The sequence below is a fragment of the Spirosoma utsteinense genome, from assembly GCF_014282275.1.
Taxonomy (GTDB): Bacteria; Bacteroidota; Bacteroidia; order Cytophagales; family Spirosomataceae; genus Spirosoma; species Spirosoma utsteinense.
Genome location: NZ_VFIA01000046.1, coordinates 25,681 through 38,704 on the forward strand (window position 1 = coordinate 25,681; position 13,024 = coordinate 38,704).

At 52.6% G+C, this 13,024-nt stretch carries 10 protein-coding genes; 7 read left to right on the forward strand and 3 right to left on the reverse strand.

Annotation, left to right across the window (positions count from 1 at the left end):
* The first annotated feature begins 9 nt into the window (after positions 1-9).
* The 7 genes from FH603_RS24005 to FH603_RS24035 all read left to right on the forward strand — a co-directional run bounded on the left by FH603_RS24005 (position 10) and on the right by FH603_RS24035 (position 10,713).
* A complete protein-coding gene (locus FH603_RS24005; protein WP_186741006.1) occupies positions 10-2,088 on the forward strand; it encodes a CehA/McbA family metallohydrolase domain-containing protein in 2,079 nt (692 codons plus the stop codon).
* A 47-nt stretch (positions 2,089-2,135) separates the two neighbouring features.
* Entirely contained in the window at positions 2,136-5,723 is a 3,588-nt protein-coding gene (locus FH603_RS24010; protein WP_186741008.1) for a PVC-type heme-binding CxxCH protein, read from the forward strand.
* A gap of 12 nt (positions 5,724-5,735) precedes the next feature.
* Positions 5,736-6,545, forward strand: coding sequence for a ThuA domain-containing protein (locus tag FH603_RS24015; protein WP_235985572.1), 810 nt, complete (start codon positions 5,736-5,738; stop codon positions 6,543-6,545).
* A gap of 34 nt (positions 6,546-6,579) precedes the next feature.
* Positions 6,580-7,698 (forward strand): Gfo/Idh/MocA family protein, encoded by a 1,119-nt coding sequence (locus FH603_RS24020; protein ID WP_186741010.1) that lies wholly within the window; start codon positions 6,580-6,582, stop codon positions 7,696-7,698.
* A gap of 75 nt (positions 7,699-7,773) precedes the next feature.
* Complete coding sequence (locus FH603_RS24025) at positions 7,774-8,625, forward strand: sugar phosphate isomerase/epimerase family protein (RefSeq protein WP_208493169.1); 852 nt, start codon at positions 7,774-7,776, stop codon at positions 8,623-8,625.
* Positions 8,626-8,628: 3 nt separating this feature from the next.
* Positions 8,629-9,846, forward strand: a complete 1,218-nt coding sequence (locus FH603_RS24030; protein ID WP_186741012.1) for a Tm-1-like ATP-binding domain-containing protein — start codon at positions 8,629-8,631, stop codon at positions 9,844-9,846.
* Between the two features lie 9 nt (positions 9,847-9,855).
* Positions 9,856-10,713, forward strand: a complete 858-nt coding sequence (locus tag FH603_RS24035) for a phosphoenolpyruvate hydrolase family protein (RefSeq protein ID WP_186741014.1) — start codon at positions 9,856-9,858, stop codon at positions 10,711-10,713.
* Between the two features lie 360 nt (positions 10,714-11,073).
* Here the strand turns inward: FH603_RS24035 and phnN are convergent, their stop codons facing one another.
* The 3 genes from phnN to FH603_RS24050 all read right to left on the reverse strand — a co-directional run bounded on the left by phnN (position 11,074) and on the right by FH603_RS24050 (position 12,929).
* A complete protein-coding gene (gene phnN / locus FH603_RS24040; RefSeq protein ID WP_186741016.1) occupies positions 11,074-11,628 on the reverse strand; it encodes a phosphonate metabolism protein/1,5-bisphosphokinase (PRPP-forming) PhnN in 555 nt (184 codons plus the stop codon).
* Positions 11,629-11,646: 18 nt separating this feature from the next.
* Positions 11,647-12,141, reverse strand: coding sequence for a DUF6169 family protein (locus tag FH603_RS24045; protein ID WP_186741018.1), 495 nt, complete (start codon positions 12,139-12,141; stop codon positions 11,647-11,649).
* Between the two features lie 263 nt (positions 12,142-12,404).
* The gene (locus tag FH603_RS24050; RefSeq protein WP_235985573.1) at positions 12,405-12,929 is read right to left on the reverse strand and encodes a DDE-type integrase/transposase/recombinase; all 525 of its coding nucleotides are present in this window, start codon (positions 12,927-12,929) and stop codon (positions 12,405-12,407) included.
* Between the last annotated feature and the right edge of the window lie 95 nt (positions 12,930-13,024).

Consider the following 13,024-nt stretch of genomic DNA (forward strand, 5'->3'; position numbering starts at 1 on the left):
AGCCCACCTATGAGAAAAGGAATTATTCTGCTGTTGCTGACCACCGCAACCGCCTATGCACAGATTCCCATCGATTTGTCCAAATACCCCAAAAACAGCCCAACGACGGTAGTGAAACGGGGTAATGACGTGGTCTTAAGCTGGCCAACGACGAATAAAGAAACGGGTCGCCTGGTGGTTAACCTGGAAACTGGCAAGCCCCTGTTCAGCCACATTCAACTTTCCAAAGGTGGGCGCTTCAGCGAAATCGCCACCGACGTGGACCCCGCGTTTGTGCTGACGGTGGGCAAACGGGATCTGATTTCGCAGAATGGCTGGAACATCTTTTTTGATAAAACCAACAAACTGCCTTCCAAAGCCTACGCGGTTGCATTGACCAAGCGACAAGCCAGCGTCAGCACTGTCGGCACCCGAACCGTGCTCCGCATTGGCGGCGTGCAGGCCGCTTCGTTCCGGGGTGCCATCGAAATTACGGTGTATCAGGGTAGTCCGCTGTTCAACGTAGCCGCTGTGGTAGCCACCGACATCGACTCTACCGCCATTTTGTATGATGCGGGTTTAGTGGGTAAGAGGCCGGGTTGGACCACCCTGTCCTGGTCAGATACCGACAACCGGATGCAGCAGATACCAACGGATCTGAAGCAGCCCAACAAGGCGCAGGCCGTGAAATACCGGGCCATTATCGGTAGTAACGCCAACGGGAGTTTAGCACTGTTTCCGGCTCCCCACCAGTATTTTTACCCGTTAGATGAAGCGTATAACCTTGACTTTACCTGGTATGGAACGGGCTACCGAAGTTTAGTGCCCGATTTCGGCATCGGCATCCGGCAGGATCTGATGGGCGACAAACGCTGGGTACCGTGGGTAAACGCGCCCCCCGGAACGCAGCAACGGCTTAATTTTTTCTGCCTGCTCAGTACTGGATCTCCGGCCGATGCGCTGACGGACGTCAAGAAATTCACCCACGGCGATTCGTATAAGCCGGTGGCGGGTTACAAAACCATGTCGAGTCATTTTCACAATGAATTTACGACGAAAGTCGTGCTGGCGGGTAAGCCCGTACCGGAAAATCCCAATTTTGTCAAGGTGTTCAAAGACCATGGGGTCAATATTGTTCACCTGGCTGAGTTCCACGGCCCCGGCCACCCCAAAGGACCCGACAGCCTGCGACTGCTGGAATTGAAAACCTTATCGGACCAGTGTAAGCGGCTCTCCAACGCGGATTTTCTTCTTCTGCCGGGCGAGGAGCCGAACAACTTCTTCGGTGGGCACTGGCTCAGCTTTTTTCCGAAACCCGTGAACTGGATTATGTCGCGCAAGCCGGGTATGCCGTTCGTGACCGACGATCCCAAATACGGGAAAGTGTATCGAATCGCGAATAAGGATGAAATGTTGAAGCTGCTGGAAACCGAAAACGGCTTAGCCTGGACCGCCCACGCCCGCACCAAAGGATCGACTGGTTTCCCCGATCAGTACAAGGAAGAAGCCTTTTACAAATCCGATCATTTCTTCGGAGCCGCCTGGAAAAACATTCCGGCTGATTTGTCGGAACCCCGGCTAAGCCGACGCGTACTCGATCTGATGGACGATATGGCGAACTGGGGGCACAAAAAGCACGTCATCGCCGAGGCCGACATTTTTACGATGGAGCCGGAAAACGAAACTTACGCCCACCTGAACGTCAACTACCTTCAAATGGACATACTGCCCGATTATAGTGCAGGCTGGCAACCCGTTCTGGACGCCATGCAGCAGGGAAAATTCTTCGTCTCGACCGGGGAAGTGCTGTTACCGGCCTTCACCGTCAACGGAAAAGGCGCGGGCGAGACCCTGACGCTGCCCGCCGATGGGAAAGCGATGGTTGCCCTCAACATCGATTGGACGTTCCCCCTTACGTTTGCCGAGATCATCTCCGGCGACGGCACTCAGGTATTTCGGGAGCGCATCGACCTTACGAACACATTGCCTTTTGGAACGAAGCAGTACCGCTTTGCTACGAATCTCAAGAATAGAAAATGGGTGCGGGTTGAGGTTTGGGATGCCGCTGTCAATGGAGCGTTCACTCAGCAGGTCTGGCTGGAGCCGTAGCTGACCAATCACTTGTAAATCAACTTTACTAATTGCTCAATCCACCTATGAGAGTGTTTATTGTTTTAATGGTGCTGACCATTGGGTTGTTTCAGCGTTGCAGCCGCCCCGTCCGGACAACCCAGCGCGGAGCCAATCAGGATCGTTCACCGGCGTCAACTGCCCGGCGCGGGGAGGTGCTTTTCCTGGGCAACAAAGGCAAACACCACGATTCCGGAAAATACGCTCCCTGGCTGGCTATTTCGCTTTTCAAAAAGGGCGTCAACCTGACGTACACCGTCGATCTCAATGACTTGGATGCAGGAAACTTGGCCAAATACGACGGTCTGGTTATCTACGCCAATCACGACAGCCTGTCGCCTGCACAGGAGCAAGCCATGAAGGGATTTGTGGAAGGCGGAAAAGGCCTGATTCCGCTGCATTCAGCGTCCGGCTGTTTCAAAAACTCGGCCTGGTACATCAAAACGATTGGCGGACAATTCAAGGCGCACGGAACGGGACCCATCAAAGCGACTATCGTGAACAAAAAGCACCCGATTACGCAGGGGCTGCCAGCGTTTACCACGTCGTGGGATGAGACCTACGTGCATCAGAACCTTAATCCCGACATGACGGTGCTGACAACACGTGCGGAAGGCAACCGGCAGGAACCCTATACTTGGGTGCGAAATGAGGGGAAAGGCCGGGTTTTTTATACCGCTTACGGTCATAACGACAGCACCTGGACGAACCCTGGGTTTCGGGATTTGGTCAATAACGGCGTACTATGGGCACTCGGCGAGCCGGTAAAGCAGCAGATCGCCCGGCTGGCGATACCGAACGTAGACATTTACGAGTCGTCGGGGATCGCCATTGCCGACTACAGCAAACGCTACACGGTTCCTAAGATGCAGGAATCTCTCATACCGGCAGAATCGAAGAAGCTAATGCAGGTACCGGTCGATTTCGATGTTCAGTTGTTTGCCGCCGAACCCGACATTACCAACCCTATCGCTATGTCGTGGGACGAACGGGGCCGGTTATGGATTGTCGAATCGGTCGATTATCCGAACACGTTTCTCGAAACGGACGGAGCCGCTAATGACCGCATCAAAATTTGCGAAGACACCAACGGCGACGGGAAAGCCGATAAATTCATTGTTTTCGCCGATAAGCTGAATATCCCAACCAGCATGGTCTTCGCGAATGGTGGTGTCGTGGTGGCAATGGCCCCACACTTAGTTTTCCTGAAAGACACCAACGGCGACGACAAAGCCGACGTGCGCGAGAATATCATGACCGGCTGGGACAAGAATGATACCCACTTCGGCCCGTCGAACCTGCAATACGGATTCAACAACAAAATCTGGGGCGTGGTCGGCTCCGGCTTCAACGGCACCACTAAAGACGGAAAGGCCATGAATTTTCGGACGGGCGTATACAACCTCAACCCCGACGGAACGGATGTCGATTTTCTGGCTAATACCAGCAACAACACCTGGGGGCTGGGCCTGACCGAAGACAATAATGTGTTCATTTCTACGGCCAACAATACCCACAGCGCCTTCTATTCGATGCCCGCCCGATTTATGCAACGGAATCTGCCTGGCTCCACCGTGCAGTCCGTTCAGAAGATAGACGGTCATTACGATTCGCACACGCTGACGCCCAACATGCGGCAGGTCGACGTGGTAGGTGGATTTACGTCGGCAGCGGGACACCATTTCTACACCGCCCGGAGTTTCCCAAAGTCCTACTGGAACCGGGTCGCTTTCGTATGCGAGCCTACCGTGCGGGTGGTTCACAGTGCGGTCGTTGAACCAAGCGGAGCGGGGTTTTCCGAGAACGATGGCTGGAATTTGTTAGCCAGTTCTGACGAATGGTTCGGGCCGGTTCACGCCGAAGTCGGGCCGGATGGTGCGTTGTGGGTGGCCGATTGGTATAACTTCATCATTCAGCATAACGTGTTCGTGGAGCGGCAGGCTCCGTCCGAGAAGGTGCTGCCCTTTAAAGATCAGCCGCGTGGTCAGGGAAACGCCTTCTCCAGCCCCCTGCGCGACGTGAATCATGGCCGTGTGTACCGGATTGTCTATAAAAAAGCGAAACCGTATCAGCCCGTCACACTCGCCAAAAATGACCCTGCCGGACTCATTGCGGGATTGCAGAGCGACAATATGTTCTGGCGTATGACGGCACAACGGCTGCTGGTTGAGTCGAAAAACCTTGCCGCCTTACCCGACCTGTACAAGCTTATTGCCAAATCAGATGTAGACGAAATTGGACTGAATAGTCCGGCGGTTCATGCCATCTGGACGCTGCATGGGCTGGGTGCGCTGACAGGTTCCAATGCTGAAGCCCTTCAGGTAGTAAGCGCGGCTTTAACCCATCCGGCGGCTGGAGTCCGGAAAGCGGCTATTGAAACCCTGCCATCAACCGGCCAGACACGGGAGCAGATAGAGAAAGTCGGCCTGCTCAACGACCCCAGCCTGAACGTTCGCCTGGCCGCTGTACTGGCCACGGTGATGATGCCCCCTTCCGAAACTACCGGGGCAGCGCTCTACCGGGCTTCGCTGCAATCCGATAACGAAGCGGATGAATGGTTGACGCGGGCCTTGTTTGCCGCTGCTGCTACTCACCGCGATGGGTTTATGGCCGAAGCCGCCAGGAATCCACCACCGGCCAGTGAAAAAAGCCTGAGCCGTCGGTTGCTAGCGGGCCTAGATAAAGAAATTTATGCGCTGCAACGGCGGGCCGTCATTGCCTTCCCCCCGGACGTGACGGGCAAAGAAATTATTGTGAAAGGCAGCGTGGCGAAAGGAAACCGCGATCTTGAGGGGTTCATTGTGGGCCAGGGGGGGCAGAACGATGGGTACGGTTTGTACATCAAGGATAATCACCTGACAATGGTTGTGAAGCAACATGGCCAGGTCTATACCGCTGTCACTACGGAATCGTTACCGGAGAAATTTAATTTTGAAGGGCGCTTTGCCAACAATGGTGAGATGCTACTGTTTGTCGACGGGAACCAAGCCGCAAAAAGCAAAGCCCCGTCTCTCTTCACAAAACCCCTCACCGATGTGGTACGGGTACAGCGAGATTTGGTCAACGAGAATTCCATCGGTAGTTATTCCGGCGCGTATGCCAGTACCAACAGCTTCGATTTTGTAGGCAACGTGCAGAACGCAACCCTCGAAGTCAGAAAGCCAACCGGCGACAGTCAGGCGCCCTCGGGTACCGTTCCTTTATCAGATAAAGCAACGGTGCTGACCATCAGGGTAGTAGAGGAGCAGATGAAGTACGACACGAAGGTTATCCGGGTTAAAGCCGGACTGCCTGTTGTGCTGACGCTGGAGAACCCCGACGGCATGCAGCATAACTTAGTCATCTGCAAAATGGGCACGGTCAACAAAGTGGGGAAGGCCGCTGATCTGATGGCTCAGGACCCGAAATCAGTGGAGAAAAATTACGTTCCGCAAATGCCGGAGGTGCTGGTTGCTACGAAGTTAGTTAATCCGGGTGAAGCGTATACGATGGAGTTTACCGCCCCTGCGCAACCTGGCGATTATCCGTTTATTTGTACCTTTCCCGGACACTGGCGGATTATGCAGGGAATCATGCGGGTTGAGAAACCAAAGAGTACGACCATTAGCCGTTAACCCAAAAAAATCATGACTTCACTCTCGTTCATACCTCTCGCCCGTACCATTTCCCATGCCACCAGGCTGGTTAACACCTTCTTTATACTGATGGGCTTCGCGGGATGGCTCACCAGTTGCCAAACAAGTTCAACGGGCTTAACCAAAACTACGGGGACTACTGGCCAGCCCATCCGGGTGCTGATAGTAGGTGGTGGCACATCGCACAACTTTGACATGTGGTACAAAACCGTCGATGTGCAAACCCTGAGCCGTAACGGCTTCGCAACGGTAAACTACATAGGCGACCCAGACTCTATTTTGACGTATTTAAACCAAGCCGATGTCTTGTACCTGAGTAATAATCGGGCCATCACCAATCCGGCGGTGCGTCAGGCGATTATGGCCCATGTCGATGCGGGGAAAGGCTTGCTGATTGCCCATGCTGCCCTGTGGTACAACTGGAAAGACTGGCCGGAATACAACCAAACCATCGTTAGTGGCGGTTCGCGCGGGCACGACAAGTACGGTGCCTTCGAGGTGACGGTTACGCAACCGCAGCACCCGGTCATGAAAGGCGTTGAACCAAAATTTACGCTGAAAGACGAACGCTACTACTACAAGGCCGACTCCACCGGGCCGGGCATTTCGGTGCTGGCGAGTTCAAGCCTGTCCGCCGGTGCAGTGGCGGGTTCCGACAACGTATTCCCATCTGTTTTTGTGGTGAAGCACCCAAAATGCCGTATTGTAGGATTAGCGCTGGGCCACGATGCCGAATCACATAACATCGCTAATTATCAGGTAATGCTACGAAATTCCGTCCAGTGGGTTGCCCGCAAATAGAAAGACACTGTCCAACAAACCAACTACCTCCGTTATGAGTGATCAGAAAAGTACCGTTGTCATCGTTGGCATGGGCTTCGGCAAAGAGTTTATCCCTATTTATCAAAGCCACCCTAGTATCAAAGCGGTGGGCATCTGCACCCGCAATCAGAAAACCAGGGACGAACTGATGGCCAAGTTCAACCTCGATCCCAACCTGTGCTTCGAGCACTTCGACGATATACCGGGCCGGGCCGATGTCGATGCCATTCATGTGGTGACGCCCGTGCCCGAACACGCCAGAATGACGCTGGCTTCGCTGAATGCGGGTAAACATACTGCCTGTACCATTCCGATGGCCATGACCGTAGACGATTGTAAAGCCATAGTGGAAGCCAAAAAACGGTCGGGGAAGGTGTACATGATGATGGAAACAGCGCTCTACACCCGCGAATTTCTGTATGGCCTTCACTTAGCCGAGAGTGGTCAGCTGGGCCGGATTCAATTCGTTCGCGGATCACACATTCAGGACATGAGCATGGATGGCTGGGGCGAATACTGGAAAGGGTATCCACCCATGCTGAACGGTACCCACGCCATTTCGCCCCTGCTGCGGATTAACAACACCAAAGCGGAAACGGTCGTTTGTCATGGCTCCGGTCGGTTGAGCGACGATTTAACAAGCCGCTACGGATCCCCCTTTGCCGTTGAAACGGCGACGTTCACGCTTAAAGATTCCGACGTGATTGCCGAGGCCACCCGGTCGCTGTTCGATATCGTGCGGCAGTATCGGGAAAGCTACGACGTGTACGGCACCAAAATGTCGTTCGAGTGGGAGCAGCTACAGGATGAAGAACACATCATCTTCGACGGGGGTGAGAACGCCCGGCGCATCAACGTGCCCGATACAGACGCCATGCTGATCGAAGAATTAGCGCACTTTACGAAACGCGAGAAAATCGACGATCCCAACCACGTTTCCTTCTTGCAGGGAGCAGGTCACGGCGGATCACACCCGCACCTGGTGCAGGAATTTGTGGCCGCCATTGTAGAAGGCCGCGACTCGGCCGTCGATGCTGAACTGGCCGCCAACTACACCTGCGCGGGCATCTGTGCCCACGAGTCAGCGATGAATGGCGGTAAACGAATCACCATTCCCGATTTTAAAGTATAGGTTAATAGTGCCGGTTCTGGTGAGGGCCGCTGCCTTCACCAGACTTCCATTCATTGGTATACATCGTTTAAGCACATGATTCAATTCGGGATCAGTACGTTTGTCTGGGTGTCGCCGTTCGCATCGAACGATTTCAGCCTGCTGTATAAAGTGGCCGACATGGGCTACGACATCATTGAGGTGGCTGTTGAAAACAAAAACCTCATTGACTGGCAGCGACTCGATCAGGTCGCACGCGAAACGGGTCTCCGGATCACCATCAGCGGGGCCTTCGGGCCAGACCGCGACATTTCCAGCGATGACGCTCCCATCCGGAAAAACGGTCTTGACTATATCGTGGATTGTCTTCAGATTGCCGGGAACATGGGTAGCCCGATCTTCACGGGACCGGTGTATTCGGCGGTGGGCAAAACCCGGATTGTCTCGGCCGACCGCAAGCGGCAGGAGCGGAACTGGTGCCTCGACAACCTGCGCGAAGCAGGCGAAATTGCCCGGCAATGTGGCGTTGTCATCGGCATAGAACCGCTGAACCGTTTCGAGACCGACATGATTAATACGGCGGAACAGGCCCTGTCTCTTGTCCACGAAGCTGACCATCCATTTCTTAAAATTTCGCTCGATACGTTCCACAATAACATCGAAGAAAAAAGCATCCCGGCTGCGATTCGCGCCATTGGCCGGGACTTGCTGTGCCACGTGCAGGGCAACGAAAGCGACCGGGGTACACCCGGCACCGGCAATGTGGACTGGATCGACATCAAAGCCGCCCTAACCGACATCGGGTACGACGGGGCGGTGGTAATCGAAACGTTTGGGACACCGTCTGAAGAACTTGCTAAAGCCGCGTCCATCTGGCGACCCTTAGCCAACAGCCCCGACGAATTAGCCATTGAAGGACTCGCTTTTTACAAAACGCTGTTTCGCTGACCTATGTCCGAATTCATTGTCATTATCGGCTGTTTTGATACGAAAGGCGCGGCATTTTCCTTTCTGCGGGACTGCTTGCTGGCGCGGGGTGAATCCGTCCTGACGATTAATACGGGGGTCATGGACACGGCAGTCAACTTTCCTATAGATTACACCGCTGAGCGCGTGGCCGAGGCCGCCAATAGTTCACTGACTGCTCTGCGAATTGGTAATGACCGGGGCCGGGCCATTGATATAATGGGCGTTGGGGCGGCAACTATCGTGGGGCAATTGGTCAATTCAGGTCGAGTCAGGGGAGCCATAGGAATGGGCGGTGGAGGGGGCACGTTTGTCGCTCTTTCTGCCATGCAACCCATTCCGTTTGGTATTCCAAAACTATGCCTGTCCACGATGGCGGCTAAGGACCTGACCCGGCAGGTTGGCACGAAAGACATTATCCTGATGGCGTCGGTGGTTGACGTGGCGGGGCTAAATGATATGCTGATCCACTTGATCGAGCAGGGGGCTGCCGCTGTTTGTGCGATGGCGGCTGTTAAGCTCAGACCCAACCCCACATTGGCGGGTCGGATTGCAATCAGTATGTTTGGTAACACAACGGTGTGCGCAGAGCAGTGTACCAAACTTCTGGAGAAACGGGGCTATGAAGCAGTGGCTTTTCATGCCAATGGAATCGGGGGCCGAACGATGGAGGATCTGATCGCAGCCGGTTATTTTACGGCCGTACTGGACATCACCACAACGGAGCTGGCCGATGAACTATGCGGAGGCAGTTGCAGTGCCGGTCCTGACCGGTTGCTCGGCGCAGGCCGAATGGGGATTCCGCAGGTGGTAGTGCCCGGCTGTTTAGATATGGTTAATTTTGGGCATCCCGACACGGTGCCTGACAAGTATAAACACCGTCATTTGTATAGTTGGGCACCAAACGTAACGCTCATGCGGACCGACGCGTTTGAGAATGCCCTGTTGGGCAAACAGTTCGCTCACAACGTAAATCAGTCAAAGGGCCCCGTAACGGTGGTGCTGCCCCGCAAGGGCATTTCCCAGATCGACGCCGAGGGCCAGGTGTTTCACGAGCCAGCCCTCAATACGGTACTTTTTGACGCCATACGGACTAACTTATCGGGCAACGTACAACTGATTGAGTCACCAGCCCACATCAACGACCGGGCGTTTTCGGAATTATTGACGGCGAGTCTACTCGCCTTACTTGACCAAAAATAAAGCAAACGTATGCCGAATATATGGACAGGGAAAGGAAATCCCTACACAAGAGCCGAGGTCAGAGACCGCCTGCAGGCCACCTTAGATCAGAAAAAGCCCATCATTGCCGCTGGGGCAGGAACCGGTATCAGTGCTAAATTCATTGAGAAGGGCGGGGCTGATCTGATTATTATCTATAACTCCGGGCGATTCAGAATGGCCGGCCACGGCTCTACTGCGGGACTGATGGCTTATGGCGATGCCAATGCCATTGCAATGGAAATCGGTGAATTCGAGGTACTGCCCGTCGTGGAGGAAATTCCGGTCATCTGCGGAGTACACGGGTCCGACCCCCGCCGACGGATGTGGCACCATTTGCTGAAAGTAAAAGAAATGGGCTTCTCCGGCATCAATAACTTCCCCACTCACTGCATCGTCGACGGTCACTTCCGCCGAGTGCTGGAAGAAACGGGCATGGGTTTTGACAAAGAAATTGAGATGGTGCGCTTAGCGAGCAAGATGGAGTTATTTTCCATCGTGTATGTAGCCACACCGGAGGAGGCTCAACAAATGGCCGAAGCCGGAGCCGACGCTATCATTGCCCACGTGGGCACCACTGTTGGTGGCTCAGTTGGCGTTACTGGGGCTTCGTGCTCGATGGCCGAAGCGGTGGAGCGAACCCAGCAAATTATCGACGCGGGTAAAGCCATCAATCCAGCCATCTTTTTCCTGGCGCATGGCGGGCCGATCAACACGCCGGAGGATGTGCGGCAAGTGCTGGAACGAACAAACGTGCAGGGATTTGTGGGGGCGTCATCGCTGGAGCGCATGGGTGTTGAAGAATCATTAACCGAACTGACCCGGACATTTAAAGCACTTAATTTTTAAAGTAGTCTCTATCAAGTTTGTTTTCTGTCAATTAGTTGGGTGAGTTTCGATATGCGGTAAATAACCTAAAAAAGCTATGCTTCAATTTAACTAGGGCAGATTCTTTGCTAAGTTTTTCTTTCGGTATGATCAGTTGTAAAGGGAGTTAAATAAACTACTTTTCACTTTCACATCTTGGTTGGCCCCGGCCAGAATCGGACGTTTAACTGAACGGTGATCGGCTAGGAGGGAAGGGGCTGGAAACGACATTTTTTGCGTCCAAAAAACCCGTTCAGTTTAATCGTTCAGCGTTTTGAACCGCTACATCCTTTAGTTGGATGGTTTTAGGGAGATTAATAAGGACTTAGCTACACCTATTGGTCAATCTGCACCTGTCAGTAAAGCCATAAGTTTGGCTCCTGTTTCAGCTAAGGAGAAATCATTATTGAGCACATGCAGGTGAGGATGCTCTACCGGTGCAAGTTGTTGGTTGTGGGCGATGCGAGCGTCAATTTCTTCAGCCGTTTCTCGACCTCGTTCCACTAAGCGTTGGCGGATAACATCCGAATTTACTTCCAGTAAAATGACCCGCATGTGCGGATACCGCTGACTGGCTTGAGATAAGTATTCCCGTGAGCCGTTGATCACGACATGAGCCCCTGCTTGCATCCAGGCGTCAATTTCAAGCCCAATCCCATACGAATACTGATGACTTTGCCAACTCAGAGCGAACAAACCCAGTTGCTGCCGTTGGTCAAACTCAAGTTGCGTCAGGGCAATGTGATTTTCCCCTCCCACCTCGCTGGGTCGAGTAATATAACGATGACTAAATAAAACGTTTTCTGAACCTCTTAAGTGCTCACGAGCATACACCAGCAACGCATCCTTGCCCGCTCCAGAGGGGCCAATCAGATAAAACAGCGTGGCTTGACTCATTGAAAGGTCGTAGGGAAGTTATTTAGTCTGCTCAACGGCCTGCATAATCGCTAACTCGACGCGCCAACTCTGGGGGAGATCTCGCCGAACGATAGCCGACATGTATAAGCGTTGCTCAGCATAATGAAAGTCAAACTTGTCAAAGCCTTTTTGATGTCTGGAGAACCATTGGCCAAACAAGCGACTTCTGACGCGCTCCTGACCGTTTTCCGTACTACATACGTATAAGAGGATCGCCTTTGGATCAGCGTCAAAGAATACGTGTAGCGTCTGAACGATCGTTGGCTCGATACGAGGATCTTTTTGGTCAATCGAGCCAGCTATTGGAAGGATGGAGAATGAATAAACCGAATCCGCAAACGGTGTCTCAGGCAGATAATCTGAATCGGAGGTAAAGTCTACGTGGTAGACAGCCCCTCGTTCTGTCGTAGAGGCAAAGCCTGTTTCAGTCTCGCTTAACGGGTAAGGCGAAAGGTTTGACGAACTTAATGCCGACTGGTTTTCTAGACTCATCGCCACTTTGGTAATAGTTCGCTAACTGCTTTTTGTCCTGCATTAGCTTCTGAGCCAAATCCACAAGACGTTTTGTTTTCGTTGCCATAGCGATTTTCAGGTTTTACGTTGTCTATGAGCACTTCAAATTCTTTCTAATGACTCTTTCGTATCGTAACGACCCAGCAAAGAAACGCAAATTTTGTGTCTTTAGTTGATCTGATGGTTAGACGCTTTAGACTGTTTAAACAACTGCCTTGTATAACCCATATGTTAGCCCCCTATTAGCTGGACAGATTTTCTGAAAAGGTTGTGTCGTAAATTACCTGCGCTTCTTCCCATTTTTGCTGAGGTGTTACGAAGCCAATCGAACGGTGTAGCCGTTGCTGGTTGTAATGGGAAAAATAACGCCCTAACATTCCTTTGGCCTCATAATAGCTATCAAATACATTGCGCTCAATGACATCATGCTCTAAAATGCTGTGGAAAGCTTCAATATACGAGTTCTCTTCAGGGGTGGCCACATGAGTGAATTCCTGTTTGATTTCGGAGCTTTTCAAAAAGTTACGCACCGAATGAGCGATGAATTGACTGCCATTGTCATTGCGCAAAATGACCCCTTTAAGTTCATGACTTCGGTTTATTCGTCGAAAAAGATTGATTAAGTCGATTTGACGAACACTGCTCTGAAACAGCCAGTCCAGAATTTTGCGGCTATACACATCAATGACACTCAACAGATAATAATTCCGCCGTTCCCCTTGCACCCAGACATATTTGATGTCCCAACATAAGCAGGGCTTTCTCATAAAAGCCTTTTCACTCTCATGAAGTCGAATAATTCAGTTATTCTGTCGCTAAAGCGGTCCATTTGATGGGTCATGCTGGTGCTCAAACGGTCTAG